Source organism: Pedobacter cryophilus, assembly GCF_005116455.1.
In the GTDB taxonomy this organism is placed as follows: domain Bacteria; phylum Bacteroidota; class Bacteroidia; order Sphingobacteriales; family Sphingobacteriaceae; genus Pseudopedobacter; species Pseudopedobacter cryophilum.
On the sequence record NZ_SWBP01000001.1, the window covers coordinates 572,326 to 592,337 of the forward strand.

The 20,012-nt window shown below is 33.6% G+C and carries 17 protein-coding genes; 12 read left to right on the forward strand and 5 right to left on the reverse strand.

Annotation, left to right across the window (positions count from 1 at the left end):
• Positions 1–57: 57 nt before the first annotated feature.
• From FA046_RS02385 to FA046_RS02390, 3 genes are all read right to left on the reverse strand, one after another.
• Positions 58–543: a peptide deformylase gene (locus FA046_RS02385; RefSeq protein ID WP_136824758.1), complete on the reverse strand. Its 486-nt coding sequence runs from the start codon at positions 541–543 to the stop codon at positions 58–60.
• A 184-nt stretch (positions 544–727) separates the two neighbouring features.
• On the reverse strand, positions 728–901 hold the full coding sequence (locus tag FA046_RS17190) for a hypothetical protein (RefSeq protein WP_169303283.1): 174 nt from the start codon (positions 899–901) through the stop codon (positions 728–730).
• A gap of 389 nt (positions 902–1,290) precedes the next feature.
• The gene (locus tag FA046_RS02390; RefSeq protein WP_136824759.1) at positions 1,291–2,478 is read right to left on the reverse strand and encodes a THUMP domain-containing class I SAM-dependent RNA methyltransferase; all 1,188 of its coding nucleotides are present in this window, start codon (positions 2,476–2,478) and stop codon (positions 1,291–1,293) included.
• 63 nt (positions 2,479–2,541) lie between these two features.
• Here FA046_RS02390 and FA046_RS02395 point away from each other — a divergent pair, with 63 nt between their 5' ends.
• A complete protein-coding gene (locus FA046_RS02395) occupies positions 2,542–2,916 on the forward strand; it encodes a DUF3127 domain-containing protein (RefSeq protein ID WP_136824760.1) in 375 nt (124 codons plus the stop codon).
• A gap of 154 nt (positions 2,917–3,070) precedes the next feature.
• Here FA046_RS02395 and FA046_RS02400 read toward each other — a convergent pair whose 3' ends face one another.
• Positions 3,071–4,000, reverse strand: coding sequence for a T9SS type A sorting domain-containing protein (locus FA046_RS02400; protein WP_169303284.1), 930 nt, complete (start codon positions 3,998–4,000; stop codon positions 3,071–3,073).
• Positions 4,001–4,128: 128 nt separating this feature from the next.
• On the opposite strand from FA046_RS02400, the gene FA046_RS02410 reads away from it, so the two are divergent.
• The 3 genes from FA046_RS02410 to FA046_RS02420 all read left to right on the forward strand — a co-directional run bounded on the left by FA046_RS02410 (position 4,129) and on the right by FA046_RS02420 (position 8,869).
• Positions 4,129–6,231 (forward strand): sensor histidine kinase, encoded by a 2,103-nt coding sequence (locus tag FA046_RS02410; protein WP_225870864.1) that lies wholly within the window; start codon positions 4,129–4,131, stop codon positions 6,229–6,231.
• A gap of 66 nt (positions 6,232–6,297) precedes the next feature.
• A complete protein-coding gene (locus FA046_RS02415; protein WP_136824762.1) occupies positions 6,298–6,996 on the forward strand; it encodes a response regulator transcription factor in 699 nt (232 codons plus the stop codon).
• A 34-nt stretch (positions 6,997–7,030) separates the two neighbouring features.
• Positions 7,031–8,869, forward strand: a complete 1,839-nt coding sequence (locus FA046_RS02420) for a DUF4153 domain-containing protein (RefSeq protein WP_136824763.1) — start codon at positions 7,031–7,033, stop codon at positions 8,867–8,869.
• A 56-nt stretch (positions 8,870–8,925) separates the two neighbouring features.
• Here the strand turns inward: FA046_RS02420 and amaB are convergent, their stop codons facing one another.
• Positions 8,926–10,467 carry an L-piperidine-6-carboxylate dehydrogenase gene (gene amaB / locus FA046_RS02425; RefSeq protein WP_136824764.1) on the reverse strand — a complete coding sequence of 514 codons (1,542 nt, stop codon included), beginning with the start codon at positions 10,465–10,467 and terminating at the stop codon, positions 8,926–8,928.
• 305 nt (positions 10,468–10,772) lie between these two features.
• On the opposite strand from amaB, the gene FA046_RS02430 reads away from it, so the two are divergent.
• The 8 genes from FA046_RS02430 (at position 10,773) to FA046_RS02465 (ending at position 20,001) form a co-directional block, all read left to right on the forward strand.
• The gene (locus FA046_RS02430) at positions 10,773–12,176 is read left to right on the forward strand and encodes a tetratricopeptide repeat protein (protein WP_136824765.1); all 1,404 of its coding nucleotides are present in this window, start codon (positions 10,773–10,775) and stop codon (positions 12,174–12,176) included.
• A 75-nt stretch (positions 12,177–12,251) separates the two neighbouring features.
• Positions 12,252–13,016, forward strand: a complete 765-nt coding sequence (locus FA046_RS02435) for a phosphosulfolactate synthase (protein WP_136824766.1) — start codon at positions 12,252–12,254, stop codon at positions 13,014–13,016.
• Between the two features lie 41 nt (positions 13,017–13,057).
• Positions 13,058–13,846, forward strand: a complete 789-nt coding sequence (locus FA046_RS02440; protein WP_136824767.1) for a shikimate dehydrogenase family protein — start codon at positions 13,058–13,060, stop codon at positions 13,844–13,846.
• Between the two features lie 70 nt (positions 13,847–13,916).
• Positions 13,917–14,501 carry a gliding motility lipoprotein GldD gene (gene gldD, locus FA046_RS02445; RefSeq protein WP_136824768.1) on the forward strand — a complete coding sequence of 195 codons (585 nt, stop codon included), beginning with the start codon at positions 13,917–13,919 and terminating at the stop codon, positions 14,499–14,501.
• 16 nt (positions 14,502–14,517) lie between these two features.
• Positions 14,518–15,834, forward strand: a complete 1,317-nt coding sequence (locus FA046_RS02450) for an alpha/beta hydrolase (RefSeq protein WP_136824769.1) — start codon at positions 14,518–14,520, stop codon at positions 15,832–15,834.
• Positions 15,834–16,472: an MBL fold metallo-hydrolase gene (locus tag FA046_RS02455; protein ID WP_394347362.1), complete on the forward strand. Its 639-nt coding sequence runs from the start codon at positions 15,834–15,836 to the stop codon at positions 16,470–16,472. The genes FA046_RS02450 and FA046_RS02455 overlap by 1 nt, the downstream gene beginning before the upstream one ends.
• A gap of 4 nt (positions 16,473–16,476) precedes the next feature.
• Positions 16,477–17,703, forward strand: a complete 1,227-nt coding sequence (locus tag FA046_RS02460) for an FtsX-like permease family protein (RefSeq protein ID WP_169303285.1) — start codon at positions 16,477–16,479, stop codon at positions 17,701–17,703.
• 498 nt (positions 17,704–18,201) lie between these two features.
• Positions 18,202–20,001 (forward strand): hypothetical protein, encoded by a 1,800-nt coding sequence (locus tag FA046_RS02465; protein WP_136824770.1) that lies wholly within the window; start codon positions 18,202–18,204, stop codon positions 19,999–20,001.
• The last annotated feature ends 11 nt before the right edge of the window (positions 20,002–20,012 follow it).

Sequence of the window (20,012 nt, forward strand, 5' to 3'; positions counted from 1 at the left end):
ACATATACCGTAAATAAGATTAAAGTAGGAAAGCTTCTTAATCATTATAATTTATAATTACGGTCGCCATTTAAAAGATTTAGCATCAACAGCTCGCATGGTACATAAAACACCATCCAAATGGTCGTACTCGTGTTGTAGCAATTCGGCTAAATCGTTTTCCATTTTCCAAACCTGAGGTTGCCAATGCTCATCTAAATAATTCATTTTTAAATGTTGGTGACGTTTTACTTTGACCAATAAGTTGGGGAAACTCATACAATCATCCCAAAGCTCAAACATTTCTTCGCTTAGTTCAACAAATTCTGGGTTGATAAAAACTACAGGTTGATCAATATTCATGTAAATCAGCCTTTTCATAATGCCTAGTTGTGGTGCGGCAATGGCTCTGCCGAAGTTATATTTTGCCCTAATTTCTTGCATCACATTGTGCAAGTCAGCCACCCAATCTTTTACTAAAGGTAATTCGCTTTCTAAAACTGGTTCACAAACTTCGTAAAGTTTTGGATGGCCAAGTTGGAGTAAATCTGAAAGGGTTTTCATTAATTAATATTCTAAATGATCATTCGAAGACAATAACTTTAAAATACTAAAGGTAATTGATTATCACTTAATTTAAAATTTGGAATGATGAGGCTAACATCACCAAAAAAAGAACATAGCTACGCTAAAAACCAGTCTATCATTCTGATTTTAAAAGATAATGTAAAAGAGATTTTGGATAGTACTAAATATCTTTGAAGGTTGTTCCAGCTGCTAAAACTAAAAATCCAATTAACAATAAAGGATAATTGTATTCTGTAAGCATTGGAACGCTAGCATAATGACCAATAATACCGGCAATACCAGCAACTAAGCCAATAATCCAAGTAATTTGTTTTGGGGAAGAGGGTGCTTTCATAATTGTTATTTATGAAGCTGTTGGCAATAAGCGAACCGAGTTTTATGAAAGGGGATTTTGATGTTATCTCCACTTATTTAGTGTAAATAAAATAAATAAGTGGAGTTTTATTGACCCATAAAAAGAACAGAATACTGTTTACCGTAAAGAAATACTGCCATTCTCTTGGGTATTTGCATTAAAGGCTTTTAAATTTCTATTTGGTCAAATGATGTAATTAATCCTCATTTTATGTTTCCTGAGCCCCAAATTCTTATTTAAAAGCAATAACCCAAGTTAAATAAACTGGGGTGAAGCGGCATCTTTTTGCTCATTAGGCTTGTGCAGGGCGCAAAAAATATAGCGTAAAACCAGGCTATTGGAACTTTTGAAATACGGGTGTTGCTTTACTAATCTTCTACCACTTCTACCGGTTTTTCACGCTTACTGCCATCATATAATTCATATTCTAGCAAACGGCAATCTAATTTTCCGTTATAAAATTCTATTCTTTTAGATGCTCTTAAGCCTATTTTTTTGGCCAAATCTGGGTTGCCTGTAAAAATATAGCCTTTATAGCCTTTACAACTTTGTTTCATAAAATCGCCAATGCGTTTGTATGTGGCTTCTAGTTTAGAATGAACGCCTAAACGCTCTCCATACTCTGGGTTAAACATAATTACTCCGCCACCTTCTGGAATTTGGGTATCGGCAAAGTCACAAACAACAAAATCAATTAAAGTATCTACGCCGGCTGTTCGGGCATTTCTTTCAGAAATATCAACCGCATCTTCAGAAATATCTGAAGCTATAATTTTGAAATCTATTTGCTTCACCACCTGATCTTTTAATGCTCTACGCTCGGCAAAGAAAACTTCTTCATCGTAACCTAAAATATGCATAAAGCTATAGTTCATTCTAAACAAACCTGGTGCTCTTTTGGTGGCAATTAAAGCGGCTTCTATAGCCAAAGTTCCTGAACCACACATGGGGTTTACAAAATTTGATTTTTTGTCCCAACCGGTTGCATGAATGGTGCCTGAAGCTAATGCTTCTAACATAGGCGCTTTTCCCGGAATTTTACGGTAACTGTGTTTTGCTAAGGTTTCGCCAGAGGTGTCAATATAAATTTCGGCATTTTCATTTTTCCAATATAAATGAATTACAGCCTTGGTATAATCGGAGCCAGAATCAGGACGAATTTTGTGTTTTTCTTTAATTCTATCTACAATGGCATCTTTTACTCTAAGGTTTGCGAACAAAGGAGTGGTGATAGTAGGGTTATCCACATTAGAGGTTACAGAAAAATATCCACTAAAATCTATGAGACTTTCCCATTCTAATTTTACTAATTCTCGGTGTAATTCATCAGCGTTTTCTGCAGTAAATTCGTGTAAACGATAAAGAACCTGACTGGCGCATCTGAGGTTGAGATTCAGCCTGATACATTCATTTAAACTAAGGTTTAGTTCTACACCGGTAGAGAAAACTCTTATCGGCTTAAAGCCTAATTCCATCACCTCTTGTTGAAGGTAAAGTGCTAGTCTTTTATTACAGGTGATGATCACCTTTGAGGGAGTGTTGAAAACTTGATTCATATAGTTGCGCAATTTACTCAAATAAATTTTAGAGATTTGAAACAGTTTCAAAACGTTTTTAATATGGATATCAAAGGAAAAGTTCACGAAGTTTCAGAAGTCATTGAAGTGACCGAAAAATTTAGAAAAAGAGAGTTAGTGGTAGAATTTGCTGAGAATCCTCAGTATCCTGAATATGTAAAATTTGAAGCCATCCAAGACCGTTGTTCTTTGATGGATAATATAAAAGTTGGTAATGATGTAGAAGTTTTCTTTAACCTTAAAGGTCGTAAATGGACTGATAAAAACGGTAAAGATCAATTTTTTAACACTTTACAACTTTGGAAGGTAAATGTGCTTAGCGCTTCAGAAGCAGCGGCTAGCAATTCAACTCCAGCCTATGCTGCTCCGGTAGATATTAGCGCAGCACCTGGAGAAGATGATGATCTTCCATTTTAAAGAGCCTATTTTCTAATTACAATGCGATAAAAGCGGCTTCAACTTCCCAAGTTGGCCGCTTTTTTATTTCTTATTTTTGTAGGATAAAATATCCCAGAAAACAAAAAAAGGCATCAGTTTTCACCAATACCTTTCCCAAATTTAAACCACAAAACTAATTTTTAATCACTTTTTTGAGGAAAGTTTTACTTCCCTGCTTCACCTGCAAATAATATATTCCGTTTTTAGCCCAAGGAAACTGCTTGTTATAGGTATCACCAGTAAGGGTTTTCTTTTCTGAAAAAATGGCGTTTCCTGACGAATCTAGTAATTTAACATCTAAAACACCTTTGACACTTGTGGTAAATGAAAGCGATGTTTTACCTGAAGAGAAATTTGGGTAAAAAACTAAATTATCCACTGATAAAGTGTTGATATCTACATTTTCACTTTTAAAAACCGCTTTAACATCTGATGGAGTAGGGTCTATTAATGAGATTTGGGTACGAGTGGTAAAGCCATCTTTATCTGTTGTTGAATAATTAAAATTGCTTGAATTTGGTTTAGTTACCGCTCTTTCAAAATTAAGATTTGAACCATTTCCTCTAAGCATTGGCATTGCAGGCATACCAGGAGCTCTTTTAGGATGCACCATTCCCCAATCTAAATCATCATTTAAATGTTTACGAATAATAATTTCACGATCTTGAAAATCGTTTATTCCATTTGATAAACTATCATTTCTAAATTCTAACGTCATAGGTTGATGATCTCCTTTGAAAGTAAAAACCTTGGTTTTTACAGAGTCCATAGTTAAGGTCTCCACACCATCAACATTTCTAACAATCACTACTTTAGATTGATTTGAGTGAGGCCCAGACATCTTCAGTCTTTTCGCTCCCGAATTCATCCCTTCAAACTTTTTTCTCAATTCAATTTTTTCGTTTTCGGGTATCTCTTTAAATTTTTTTCCGTTTACAATGGTATCGCCATTATTTATAATAATTGAAGTTCTAATCTCTTCTGTGTTTTGAGCTTGAGCGGTTTGAAGAGCACCTGTAAGTGTTCCTAATAAGCAATAACCAAAAAGTATTCGTTTTTTCATGACCTTAAAATTTAGTTTATCAAAGGTAAACTTCATTGCCTCATCATTTTGTTAAAGCTCTGTTAATGAATGTTAAAAATTGTTAAACAAATTATCGCAAAATTGTACTTGAGTATATTTGCTTGGTAATGAAAAGAAAAAGCATCAGTTTGATTATAGGTTTAATGAGTTTTGCTCTGCTTGGAGTAATGGCCATGCAATACTATTTCATCAAAGAATCTTACGGCTTAAAATCTCAACTTTTTGACCAAGCTGTAAATGATGCTTTAAATAATGTAACCAATAAATTAGAGAAGAAAGAGGCTTTGGTTTTTTTAACCAATAAAGCAGAGCAAGAGATAGAAGAAAACAACAGGCTTTTAAAAATCCGACAGCTGGTAAAAAACAAAGTCCAAAAAATTGTTGAGCCGCTAATAGAAAACAATAATCCATTAAAAAGTCAACCAAAAAAATTATCATTTATAAATAATAGAAAGTCTCGTTTAGCAACGATGATGGGTAAAAATTCTACTAATGAGCCCATTATTTTGTTTGGAGAGCCTACTCATTTATATCATTTAGAAAGTAAATCTAAATCACAATCATTTGATAAAGGCAATGCTGCCATTTTTGAAGCCACAAAAGCTAAATTTCAACGGGTAAATAAAGATTTTAATACTGATACCAACCTCAATTTTGTGAGGTTGATGAAAGCAAAGCAATTACAATCTGATAGTGTTTTTAAAATTAGAGACAGTATTTTAAGAACAAGATACCCTAGCAGATTAGTTTATAACGGTCCTATTGAGGCTGAATTTGCGGCTCCCACCAATTTTGATTTGCGCATAGATGTAAATGAGGTGGTTGATGAATATGGAAATGTTTATAACGAAGTGCAACAATCTGTGGTAGAGCGTCCGGTAAAACCCACTCGTCAGCGGGTAATTAGAAGAGGTGTAGCCGTGGTAGATTCTATTAAACAATATGTTGTACAAGATCCTATTCAAGGTTATGTATTAAGAACTCTCCCAAAAGCTAATTTTTTAACTGGCATATCTGATATTGAATTAGCCCTAGCCTCGCAAAAAAAAGAATCCGAAACACAAATTAAAAATGTAAATAAATATTTGGCTGCCGCCGAAAAAAAAGGATCAAAAAGTGCGGTTTTTGAGTCTATTGCGTCAGAAATGCAGCAAGTAAATATTCCACTTAGAAAACGTATTCAGCCCCAAACTATAGATTCATTATTGGATATTGAATTGGCCAATCATGGCATTCATTTAAATTACAGTTACAAAATCAGCAACAGCAAAGAAGATTCTGTTATTTTTATTAAAGCTTCTCAAAACGAAGAAGAATTTGTGCCCGAAAACACTTACAAAACTGTTCTTTTTACTAAAGATATGGTAAGAGACGCTGGTTTTTTAACAGTGACTTTTCCCGAAAAAAACACCCTGATTTTGAAAAACATGGATGTAATTTTGTTTTCTTCAGCAGGTTTATTGCTGATTTTAGCCGGAAGTTTTGCTTACACTATTTCCTCTATTTTGCGTCAGAAGAAAGTTTCTGAAATGAAAACCGATTTCATTAATAACATGACCCACGAGTTTAAAACTCCGGTAGCAACCATCATGATTGCCAGTGAAGCCTTAAAAGACCCTGTAATTAACGAAGATAAAGCCCGGGTAAATAAGTTGGCTGGTATTATTTATGATGAAAATATCCGACTAGGAAATCATATAGAAAGAGTCCTAAATATTGCTAAAATTGAGAAAGATGATTTAAAGTTAGAGCGTCACCCGCAAAACATGAATGAGTTAATTACCAACGTAATTGACAGCATGAATTTGCAATTACAAAAAAAGAATGCGCTGGTAAGCCTAAATTTAAATGCCACCAAAACCACTATTATGGGCGATGAATTGCACCTTTCTAACGTAATTTATAATTTGGTAGATAACGCCAATAAATACTGTAAAGAGCAGCCAGAAATAGTTATCACTACAGAAAACCACCACAACCAACTCATTATAAAGGTAGAAGATAAGGGAATTGGGATGAACCGAGATCAACAAAAGAAAATATTTGAGCAATTTTATCGCATCCCTACCGGAAACTTACATGATGTAAAAGGTTTTGGTTTGGGCTTAAGCTATGTGAATAACATGATTAAAAGAATGAATGGCAGCATCAGCGTTAAAAGTGAAAAGGATAAAGGTTCAGAATTTGAAATTAAATTTCCGTTAACTTAGCAGATAAGCAAAAGTTGATTCCCTAAACACTATAAAAAGCAGAAACATCAGCTAAAACCAAAAAACATGAGTCGAAAAAAAATACTTTTAGTAGAAGATGATCCCAACTTAGGAATGCTTTTAGAAGATTATCTCGCTTTAAAAGGAAATTTTGAAGTAAAACTTTGCGTTGATGGCGAAGAAGGCCTAAAAGCATTTATGGCAGATACTTATGACATTTGTATTTTAGATGTGATGATGCCAAAAAAAGACGGTTTCACCCTAGCTCATGATATTAGAAAAGTGAATACCGCCATTCCTATAATTTTTGCTACAGCAAAAGGAATGATGGAAGACAAAACCGAAGCATATAGTTTAGGTGCCGATGATTATATTACCAAACCTTTTAGAATTGAAGAGCTTTTATTGCGTATTAATGCCTTGTTAAAAAGAGTAGCGCAGCAAGATATTGAGCCCGAAAATAAACCCACAAAGTTTGATATTGGCGGCTATCATTTTGATTTTCAAACCCAAATTATTACCAAAGAAAACGACCAACAAAAGGTAAGTACCAAAGAAGCAGAACTTTTAAGATTGCTGTGTTTAAAAATGAATGATGTACTTACCCGCGAAGAAGCTTTATTAGAGATTTGGCATGATGACAACTATTTTAACGGCCGTAGCATGGACGTTTTTTTAAGTAAATTAAGAAAATACCTTCGAGACGACCCTAAAGTAGAAATTATTAATGTACATGGTAAAGGCTACAAGCTGTTGGTGAATTAATATCATTACTTTATATTTATGGAAATAAGCTGATATGAAATTTCCATCTTTAAGTCAATTATGGCTTTCTACCTCAAAAGTTTTCTTAAGATTTCCTATCCCTATTTTATTTGCAGCACTTGCCACCATTTGTGCTTACGTACTTTCTTACCAAACCAAAGATTTATCTCTTGAGCAAAACCTCATTAAAGGCATTTATTTAGGGAATTTAGGTTTAGCTTTTTCTTTGGCTTTCACATTATTTTCAGAAGCCAGGGCTTTAAAAGGAATATCAAAATGGCTAGGAAATACTTTGGTATTTGCCATTATTATCCCCATATATCTTTGGTTAAACCCTTTTAATAAACAGGTTGATGTTGTTGTTTTATTAATCATTGTTTTTGCTTTTCATTTAATGGTGGCCATTTCTGCTTTTATTTCTAAAGAAGAAAATAATGGCTTTTGGCAAATGAATAAAACCTTTTTTATCCGTTTTGCTACGTCGGCTTTATACAGTGCTGTATTATTTGCGGGTTTAAGTATTGCCTTATTAAGTATCCAAACTTTGTTTGATATTAAATGGGAAGGTGAAGTTTATTTAAGGCTTTGGATTATCATTGTAGGTCTGTTTAATACTTTATTTTTCCTATCGGGAATTACCCAGCCTTTAAAACAACTTAATGAGGAAAAATCCTACCCAAAAGGCTTAAAGGTGTTTACTCAATATGTACTTATCCCGCTTACCAGTATCTATTTATTAATATTATTAGTTTATGAAGCTAAAATTTTACTAGAATGGAGTTTGCCTGAAAGCTCTGTGGCAATTCTTATTTTAGGCTATGCCGTTTTTGGTATTTTATCTCTTTTATTGGTTCATCCCTTACAACATTTAGAAGAAAACAAATGGATAAAATTGTACAGCAAAAGCTTCTATTTATTAATGCTTCCGCTGATTATTTTACTGGTTTTTTCTATCCAAAAAAGAGTGGCTGATTACGGCATTACCGAAAGTCGTTATGTAATTATTGCTTTAACCGTTTGGCTTATATTTATCACACTTTATTTTTTGATCAAAGGAAGAGAACAAATCAGGATGATTCCGATCAGTCTTTGTATCATTTCCTTGATAATTATTGTTGGACCATGGGGAATAAAAGCTGTTTCTAAAAACTCTCAGCAAGAAAGATTAGCTGGTTTTCTAAATCAGAAATCCAGTCCAAAAAGAAATAACGAAGTAAGAGACATTACCCGATATTTATATCAACACCATGGTGTTTTGTCTTTACAATCTTTCATAAAAGATGATGTTTTAAGCGTGGAAAAGCATTTTGAAAATAAATATGCTAAAGAAGTTTACTCCGCCTATAAAATTAAAGGCGAAACTCAAGATTCTTTATTAAGACTTTTAAAAGTAAATCCCGAGTATGAAATTGCCGATGATAATGGCTTATTAATTTCTCAAGAAAGAAAATTTGACAATCAGGAAAAAGGAATTTTAGATATAAATGGTGCTATAAAAATTGTAGAGTTCAATTCTAATATGAATATTCAGGACAAAAAAAGCACTCCTTTTTATGTAGACAAAGAGCAATTTACATTGACTGTAGATTCTCTCAACAACTTAAATATAAGTGCTAAAAACGGAGAGAAAATTACTTTTAACAACAATAATATGCTTAAAAAATTACTCTCTCATAAAGAATTTAAAAGCCAAAAAACAGATATAGAAAGATTTGATGTCCCAAATTCTTTAATGTTAGTACAACAAAATTTTAAAGATTACACCTTTGTTTGCCGCTTTGAAAGAATAAATGGAGGTTATAAAACCAAAGCTAAAAAGGAGATGAGTAATATTTATTTTAATGGGTTTTTGATTATTTATCCAAAAAAATAAGGATGAAGATTTAATTTAACCTTCATCCTTACACCCTAAACCTAAAACCTCAAAAACTACAAATCAAATTTTATCCCCTGCGCCAAAGGTAAAGTTGTAGAATAATTAATGGTATTGGTTTGGCGTCGCATATAAGCTTTCCAAGCATCAGAGCCAGATTCGCGGCCTCCGCCAGTTTCTTTTTCGCCTCCAAAAGCACCACCAATTTCAGCTCCTGAGGTGCCAATATTTACGTTTGCAATACCACAATCAGAACCGGTAACAGATAAAAATCTTTCGGCTTCACGCATATTGGTGGTCATAATTGCGGAGGATAAACCTTGTGGCACACCGTTTTGCATCGCGATAGCTTCATCTAAATCTTTATATTTCATGATGTACAAAATAGGCGCAAAAGTTTCATGCTGTACAATAGCCATTTCGTTTTTAGCTTCGGCAATACAAGGCTTTACGTAACAACCAGATTCATAGCTTTCACCAGTTAAAACGCCGCCTTCTACCACAAAATTTCCACCTTCGGTTTTACATTTTTCTATAGAATCTAAATAATTTTTTACCGCGTCTTGATCAATTAGCGGCCCAACATGAATGTGCGTATCTAAAGGATTTCCAATACGTAATTGCCCATAAGCTCTCACTAATTTCTCTTTAAAAGCATCATAAACACTTTCGTGGATAATGAGTCTTCTGGTGGAAGTGCAACGTTGTCCGGCTGTACCAACGGCGCCAAAAAGTGCTCCAATTAAAGTCATGTCTAAATCAGCATTTTCGGTAATGATGATAGAATTATTACCTCCCAATTCTAAAATATGTTTTCCTAATCTGGCACCAATGGCAGCACCCACTGCTTTCCCCATTCGGGTAGATCCAGTTGCAGAAATTAAAGGCAGTTTGGTATCATGAGCCATTAATTCGCCAATAGCTCTATCACCTATCACCAAACAAGAAACACCTTCAGGAATATCATTTCTCACCAAAACTTTTTGCATAATTTTTTGGCAAGCAATGGCGGTTAAAGGTGTTTTTTCAGATGGCTTCCAAACACAAACGTTTCCACAAACCCAAGCTAAGGCCGCATTCCAACTCCAAACAGCAACAGGGAAATTGAAAGCAGAGATAATTCCTACTACGCCAAGCGGATGCCATTGCTCATACATTCTGTGGAAAGGACGTTCAGAATGCATGGTTAAACCATATAATTGGCGAGATAAACCCACTGCAAAATCACATATATCAATCATCTCTTGCACTTCGCCCCAGCCTTCTTGCAAGCTTTTACCCATTTCATAAGAAACCAGTTTGCCTAAATCATCTTTATGCGCTCTTAATTCGTCTCCTAACTGACGTACAATCTCCCCTCTTTTAGGCGCAGGCACCATTCGCCAGCTTAAAAAAGCCTCTTGAGCAACTGCAATAGTTTCCTCATAATCTTTAGCTGTGGCAAATTTAACAGCCGCTATTTTTTTTCCGTCAACTGGAGAATGAATATCTTTTAGTTGGGCTTGGCCACTACTTTTCCAATTTTTACCGGTGCTTACGGCATCATTAATTTCATCTATTCCAAGATTCTTTAATACATTTTCTATGGCTACTTGCATATTAATTGGGATGATAAGGGGTTATTTTTATGTTAAAACCTTAGGTTTAATTTGGTAACTTTGTAAAGTTAATAATTTATAAAGAGAGCGCATTCATACTAACATCACCACAAAATAATAATCACATCTTAGAATTATTATACCATTTTAAAAATCAATTGATTAGCGTTTTAATTGTCTAATTGTTGAAAAATAAAAATCAAACTTGTTTGTATAAATTATAATTTGAGAGTAATAAATCAGAAAGTGGTGTTTACACTCAAATTTTAGCCACTTTAAAACGTTCTCTTAATATTTGATAAAGAATGGAAGAAGAATTCGAATTTGATTTTACTGAAGATCCAAAACTTTCAGTAGAGCGTTATGAAGAGATGATTCGTAATCAGGATCAGTATTTCTTTGATGCGCAAGCATTTGAAAACATCATCGATTACTATATTGATAAAAACGATCCTGTTAAGGCATTGCAAGTAATAGATTATGCGGTAATGCAACATCCTTACGCTGCAATTTTCCACATAAAAAAAGCCCAGTTAAATGTTTTCACAAACGAAATAACACAGGCTTTTGAATCGCTTGAAAAAGCAGAATTGTTAGAACCATCTGATCCTGATATCTACATGATTAAAGGAAACATCTACGAGAGCATGGATCGCCATGAAGATGCTTTAGAAAATCTGAAAAAGGCTTTACAAATGGCCGAAAACAAAGATGAAGTTTTAATGCAAATTGCTTTTGTTTATCAAAACATGGGCGATTATGATGAAGCGGTAACTTATCTTAAGCTTTGTTTAGAAAATAATATGGAAAACCAAGATGCTTTATATGAACTGGCATTTTGTTATGATGTTTTAGATAAACAAGAAGAAAGTATCCAGTTTTATGAGCAATATATTGATAACGAGCCTTATTCTTTTGCCGCTTGGTACAATTTAGGAAACGCTTTTCATAAACTTTCTCTTTTTGAAAAAGCGATTGATGCTTATGATTACGCCATTTTAATTAAAGACAGTTTTGCATCGGCATATTTCAACAAAGGAAATGCGCTGGTTCAATTAGATCGTTTTGATGAAGCTATTGAGGTTTACCGACAAACTTTTGAGTACGAAAAACCCAATGCCGATACTTATTGTGCTATAGGCGAATGCTATGAGAAGTTAGAAAAAATGGATGAAGCCCGTTCTTTTTACAAAAAATCTGTGAAAATGGACCCTAAGTTGGCTGACGCTTGGTACGGAATTGGCGTTACCCTTGATTTTGAAGAGCGTTATTTTGAATCGCTTCATTTCTATAAAAAAGCCTTAAACATTGATGATCAAAATCCAGATTATTGGTTTGCTATTGCAGATGCACACTATAAATTAGGAAATTTAAAAGATTCTGAAGCGGCTTATGAAAAAGTGGTGGAATTAAATCCATTAGATACAGAGGCTTGGCTAGATTATTCTTCCGTTGTTTTTGAACAAGATAATATCCCAAAATGTATTGAGATTATTGCGCTAGGAATAAAAAACAATCCAGATTCTGCGGAGCTTTATTACCGTTTTGTAGCTTATTTGTTTGCAAACGGAGAGTACAATGAAGCTTTAAATCAGTTAGAGATTGCTTTAAATACAGATGTAGAAAAAAATTATCTCTTGTTTGAATACCTTCCACAATTACAAACTAATAAGGTAATTGTAGATATCATTAACAGATTCTCAAAATAAATTTTACTTACCAGATTACAAAAAAAATCAATTTCATAAAATTTTGATTTTTTTTTTTGATTTTTGCACCCAAATATGAATTATACTTTAAATAATATTCCTGAGCGTACCGCAAAACCTCGCCAGAATGGCCTAACCATGGTAATGGATAAAGGACTAAGCTTAAGACAAGTAGAAGACTTTTTAGAAGTTGCTGGTGGACATACAGATATTGTGAAATTAGGTTGGTCTACGTCTTACGTGACTCCAAATTTGACCGAAAAATTAAAATTATACAGGGATGCCGGTATTCCCGTTTACTTTGGTGGAACTTTATTTGAAGCCTTTGTAATTAGAAACCAGTTTGACGATTACCGTAAAGTATTGGATAAATATGGAATGGAGTATGTAGAAGTTTCTGATGGTTCAATAGAAATTCCTCACGAAGAAAAATGCGAATACATCCAAACCTTAAGTAAAGATGTTACCGTAATATCTGAAGTAGGTTCTAAAGACGAGAAAAAGATTTTTGCTCCTTACAAATGGATTAAACTGATGAAAGCCGAAATTGAAGCCGGTTCTTGGAAGGTAATTGCCGAAGCAAGAGAAGGTGGAAATGTAGGAATTTACAGAGACTCTGGAGAAGTAAGACAAGGTTTGGTTGATGAAATTTTAACACAAATACCAGAAGAAACCATTATTTGGGAAGCTCCTCAAAAAGCACAACAAGTTTGGTTTATAGAATTAATTGGCGCAAATGTAAACTTAGGTAACATTGCCCCAGCTGAAGTTATCCCATTAGAAACCATCAGATTAGGCTTACGTGGCGATACTTTTAACCATTTTTTAAATATGAAGTAATGAAAATAGGTAGGTAAAACTACCTGTGGGTTTAGATTGTGATGAAAAAATTTGGTTTAATTGGTTATCCCCTTGGGCATTCTTTCTCTGAAAAATATTTCACAGAAAAATTTAAAGCAGAAAACTTAGAAAATTGCGTATATGAGCTTTTTCCTGTACAAAATCTAAGTGATTTACCTCAACTATTAGCAAAGGAGAAACACCTTTGTGGTTTAAATGTAACCATTCCGCATAAAATTGGAGTGATGTATTATTTAGACGAGATTGATAAAGATGCGCAAGAAATTGACGCCGTAAATTGTATTAAAGTAACGCATCACCATTCGGTAAAATCTATTTTTTCTGGCGAATTGTGTACTTTAAATCCTCATAAACCTAAATTAGTTGGCTATAATACAGATGCTTATGGTTTTGAAAAATCATTAAAACCATTATTAGAAACTCATCATAAAAAAGCTTTAATATTAGGAAATGGAGGAGCGGCCAGAGCAGTTAAATTTGTATTAGAAAAATTAAAAATCGACTATAAATTTGTTAGTCGCAGGCCTTTAAAAGGAATGCTGAACTATAATGACCTTAGCGAAGCCACTTTAAAAGAATATAGAATTATTATCAATACTACCCCATTGGGTACTTTCCCTGATGTAGAAAACTGCCCGGATATTCCTTATCAGTACTTAACAAATAAGCATTTGCTGTATGATTTAATTTATAACCCGGCCGAAACTACTTTTTTAAAAAAAGGAAAAGAAAAAGAGGCTAAAATTAAAAATGGCGCAGAAATGTTAGCGCTACAAGCCGAAAAATCTTGGGAAATCTGGAATAAGTAACAAATTCCTTTTCTCTTTTAAGGTAGATATTTGTTGCTCATGATTCATCAAAATTTTATACCTTAAACCCATGAAATATTATTTTTTCATTCTTTTTTTAGTATTGGCTATTTCTTCATGCAGCACCTCTGAAGATTATGCCCCTAAACCAAGAGGGTATTTTAGAATTGAGTTTCCTAAAAAAAGCTATCAGTTATTTACAAACCAAACGCCTTACAGCTTTGAATACCCAAAATATGCTAAAATGTATTTGGATAGTGCTAATGGAAATCAACCTAACTGGTATAACCTAACTTTCCCTCAATTTAATGCTCGTTTACACATTAGCTATTACCCCATAAATTCTAAGCAAGAATTTGATAAATTAGTGGAAGACTCTAGAAAATTAGCTTTTAAACATACCGTTAAAGCTACCGGAATAGATGAAGGGCTAATTAAAATTCCAGAAAACAAAGTCTATGGAATATTTTATACCATAGAAGGAAACACAGCCTCTTCTTCACAATTTTTATTAACAGATAGTACAAAGCATTTTTTAAGAGCTTCTTTATATTTTAACGAAAAACCAAAAGAAGATTCTATACAACCTATTATAAAATTCATAAAAACAGATATAGACCGAATGATTAAAACCTTAAAATGGTCTAACAATTAAATATCCATAACCATAAATGATTAAGAAATTTAAACTTTTATTAATAGCATTATTTTTAAGTACTGCTACTTTTGCCCAAAATATATTAGCCTATATTGATACTGCAAACAGCTTTTTCTCTACGTTAGATGAAGGAAAATATACAGATGCTCAGGCATTTTTTGACCCTTCATTAAAGGATAAAATTACGGCAGAAAGTCTGGAAAAAATTTGGGGACAATTGAGTGCTAGCTTAGGCAAATTAGAATCTGTAGATGGTGCTCAAAATAAAGCTCAGGGCGAATATCAAATCGTTGTTTTAAATTGTAAGTTCACAAAAGATAAACAAGCATTTCAGTTTGTATTTAATAAAGACCAAAAATTAGTTGGCTTTTTTATACTTCCAAAACAGCCAAATACCGATTATAAATTGCCTATATATGCAGATACTACTTTGTATAAAGAACAGTTAATTACTATAAAATCTGGTACGCATAATTTACCGGCTATGCTTACGCTTCCAAAAGATTCGTTAAAATCTCCAATTGTAATTTTTGTACATGGATCTGGTCCTGGAGATATGGATGAAAGTGTTGGGGTACAAAAACCTTTTAAAGATATGGCTACCGGTTTAGCGTCTAAAGGAATTGGATCTATCAGATACGTAAAAAGAACCGCCTTGTACGGGCAAGAATTTGACAAAGCATTTACCACCAAAGAAGAAGTTACAGATGATGCTTTAGCTGTTATAGAATTTGCTAAAACCGTACCCCAAATTAATGCTGAACAAATTTATGTATTTGGCCATAGCTTAGGCGGAATGTTAGCGCCCAAAATTGCAACACTAAATCCAGAAATTAAAGGAATTATTTTAGCCGCAGCACCAGCCAGAAAGCTTCAGGATGTTTCTGTAGAACAGTATAATTATATGTTTAAGCAAGCTAATGATACTACAAAAGCAGGCAAAGAAGCTTTAACTAAAGCCATAAAAGACGTTAATTTTACCAAAACCATCACCCCTACTAATTTCCCTGCCGATTCTGTTATTTTAGGTTTACCTGCGGCTTATTGGGCTGATTTAAATTCGCTTGACCAAGTAGCTTTAACCAAAAAATTAAAAATGAAAACCTTTATTATTCAAGGAGGTAACGATTTTCAGGTTTCGGCGCAAGATTTGAACTTATGGATTGCTGGTTTAAAAGGTAAAAAAGAGGTGCAAACCAAACTTTATCCAATGCTTAATCACTTATTTTCTTTTGTAAGCGAGAAAGGTACGGTAGCACAATATCAACAAGTTAACCACGTAGACCAACCTGTTATTGATGATTTGGTAAATTGGATTTTAGAGAAATAATGAACTTAAAAGCTTTTGTAAATAATCCTTATCAGGAGAATACCTATATCGTTTATGATGAAACAGGCGACTGTGCCATTATAGACCCAGGGATGTATAACGCTGACGAGCAAAATGCAGTCGTAAAATACATTAAAGACAATAACTTAAAACCCGTTTTACTACTCAATACGCATTGCCATATAGACCATGTATTGGGCAACAAATTCATTTTTGATCAGTATGGTTTAAAGCCACAATGCCATAAAGGCGAATTGCCTCTTTTACATTCCATTCCTTCTTATGCGCCAATGCAAGGGATAAATTATGAAATATCGCCAGAACCAGAAGTTTTTTTACCTGAGTTTGGAACCATTAAATTAGGAAATTCCACATTAGAGATCCTATTTGCGCCTGGCCATTCTCCAGCTCATCTTTGTTTTTACAGCAAAGCTGATGGCTTTTTAATAGGTGGCGATGTCCTTTTTAAAGGAAGCATTGGGAGAACAGATTTACCCGGCGGAAATTTTGATATTTTAATCAGCAGCATAAAAAATCAATTATTTGTATTGCCTGATGAAGTAAAAGTATATCCCGGTCATGGACCGTTTACCACCATAGGTTTCGAAAAATTATATAACCCTTTTTTAAATTCCTAACTTTTTGAATACCGCTTTCTACATAGCTAAAAGGTATCTTTTTTCAAAAAAGTCTACCAATGCCATCAACATCATTTCGGGCATTTCTATGTTGGGCGTTTTTGTAGGAAGCGCCGCTCTAATCATCATTTTATCGGCTTTTAATGGCTTAGAAACTTTAGTGATTTCTTTATCAAATACCCTAAATCCCGATTTAAGAATTGAACCTGTAAAAGGCAAAACTTTTGACCCAAATAACAGCATTTTGTTGTCTTTTAAGAAAAACTCAGCTATTGCAAATTATACAGAAGTATTACAAGAAAAAGCGCTTTTAAGGTATGATGGACAACAATTTATTGGGCAAATAAAAGGGGTAAGTGCTGATTTTTTAAAAAACAAGGAAATAGATTCTACCTTAACACAAGGTCTTTTTTTATTAGAAGAAAATGGACAAAATTATGCGGTAATTGGCTCGGCGGTGCAATATACTTTAGGCGTAAACATTAATGACCATATGCGTTATTTAGAAATTTATTCGCCTAATAAGAGAACCAGTTCTGGTTTAAGTCCTTCAGATGAATTTGTTTCTAGATATTTACTGCCTGTAGGTGTTTTTCAGTCTAATCAAGAATCTGATAACGATGTAATTATTCCGTTAAATGTAGCCCGAGAGTTACTTGGAGAATCAAAAAATATTAGCACCGTTGAAGTTATTTTAAAAAACCCAGAAGAAGCCCAAAAAGTTAAAAAAGATTTGCAAAACAAGCTAGGCACTAGTTTTATAGTAAAAGACAGAATGCAACAAAATGCCCTGCTTTATAAAATTTTAAACTCCGAAAAATGGGCGGTTTACCTTATTTTAACTTTTGTTTTATTAATAGCCACCTTCAATATTGTAGGTTCTTTAACCATGCTGGTAATAGATAAACAAAAAGATATAGCCGTTTTAAATAGTTTAGGCGCAGATAAAACCATGATTAGGCAAATATTTTTATTTGAAGGCTTAATGATTTCTTTTATTGGCTGTGTAATGGGCTTATTGCTTGGCGGAATATTCTGCTTCCTACAAATTCAATACGGTTTTATCACCATGTCGCAAGAAAACATGGTGGTAAGTGCTTATCCAATTACCCTAAAACCAATGGATTTTATATTGGTGTTTTTCACCGTTTTTGTGATCTCTTTTATAGCGTCGCTCATTAGCTCTAGATTGAGTGTGAAAAAATTTGAACAGTTGAAGCAGGCTTTATAATTTATTTTTTGAAGCTATTCCTGCTATCCATTCATACTGCACAAGGCCTTATTCACCTAGCCGGTACCATTTCTATCAGGGCTAAAAAAGCAAATAAGAGTGTTGCTTGGTACAAAAAGGGCCACTCGCAGTTGAAGAAGAGCCAAAAAGTAAATTTATCATTTTGAAAATTAAACAGCGCAGGGTCCTCAAAAGAGAGACCCTGCTTGGATAAAGATTTACTTGGAAAGAGAACCTAATTTTTTACAGCAACCGAATATTAGGTAAGCGTCTAATGTGTAACTAAAATGCACCGAATGGAGTAAAATAAACGTGGGTGAAGCGGCACCCCACAGTAGTGATGGGCTTTGCGAATTGGGAAACTGTGGAGTATAGCGTAAAACACGACTGGCGGAAATAATAAGCTGTGCGGTTGCTTTTCCAAATTATTTTATCTTTATTAAAAAGATTTTATGCCGGCTGAATACTTGAATGGGCTTTAATTATTATATTTAAAGAATGGACGAAAACCCTCTTCCTCAAAAAAAGCATACCCTGGTAAAATGGTTAATGAGTTTTTTTGGGTTACTCATAATTGTTTTATTGGCTTCGGCATGGTACATTAACCACCGTTGGAAACCTTTGCTAACGTCTATTATTCAAAATACGGTAATCACAGCTACAGATAGCTTATACAAGGTGAGTTTTTCTAATATAAAAATCAACATTATATCTGGCGGGGTTACTATTGATAGTATTGAGGTAATTCCGGATTTAAAGGTTTACCAAAAATTAATTGATCAAAAAGCAGCGCCAGAAAACATCATCAATTTAAAGGTGACTAAGCTTACACTTAAAAATGTTAATCCAATAAAAGTATATCGCCACAAAAAACTAGACATTAAATCTATTGTTATTGAAAACCCATCTTTAACGGTGTTTTATTCCAAATTAAAAAACCAATTAGCTCAAGCCAAAGACAACAGAACGGTTTATGAAAGGATAAAAGAGGTTTTAAAAGAGGTGAAAATTGAAAGTTTATTTTTATCTGACGTGAATCTAAAATATGTTGATCAATCTTTTGAAATTCCCAAAACCACGTATTTAGATAAAGTAAATATTCGCTTAAATGATATTTTAATTGATTCTACCTCAGCCACTGATCATCATAGAATTTTTACAGCAAAAGACGTAATTGCAGAAATTAGCGACTATAATTTTGCTACGCCAGATTCTATGTATCATTTAAACATTAAACATGTAGGGGTTTCTACGCAAAACAAGCATTTGATTGTAGAGGGTATAGCTTTAATTCCTCGGTATAAAGAAATAGCGTTTTCTAACCAATTTGAATATCAAAAAGAGCGTTATAAAATTATGTTTGATAGCTTAATAGCCAATAACATTAATTTTAATGATTTATTAGAAAAAAGAACTTTTGCAGCATCAAGTGTTAAATTAATGAACGGCGAATTAGACGTTTTTTTAAATAGAGATAAAGCAAAACCGAAGGTAGATAAGGGTAAAAATTTTCCTCATTTAGCTTTGCAGCGAGTAGCTTGGGGTATTATTACTGACACTTTAATACTTAAAAATATAAATATTAGTTATAAAGAATATAACCCTAAAACTAAAAGCAGAGGGGTGGTTTTTTTTAGTGATTTAGACGGCCGAGTATTTAATGTGACCAATGATTCTACTGCGTTGAGTAAAAACCATTTTGCGAACGCACATTTATCAACTTTATTAATGGGGAAGGGAAAATTAAACGTTCATATTTCTTTTGATTTAACCGATGCAAAAGGCGGCTTTAGTTATGATGGAGATTTAGGACCCATGCAAACATCAACCATTAATGCGTTAACTAAACCTTTGGCCATGGTAATGACAAGTTCTGGCAAAGTAAACAGTATGAATTTTGCTATGAAAGGGAATGTTGATGGCGCAGGCGGAAGCATGACTTTAAACTATGAAGATCTTAATGTGATTTTGATGAAAAAGGATGAGCAAGAGAACTTCAAAAGAATGGGCTTGATGTCTTTATTTGCCAATGCTTTGCTTTTAGAGCGAAATAATCCTTCGGGAAAGAACCCGATTAGGGTTGCAAAACCTTATTACGCCCGACCAACAGATGGCTCGTTTTTTAATTTAATGTGGAAAGTTATTTTTGCAGGATTAAAAGAAAGTGTAGGAATTACTAAAGAAAAAGAAGCTAAATTATTGCAAAGGGCAGAGAACTTTAAAGACGCCAAAGTGAAAAGAGAACAAAGAAAATATATCAGACAAAAACGTAAAGCCGAAAGGAAATCAAATAAATAATGTTTAAAAAA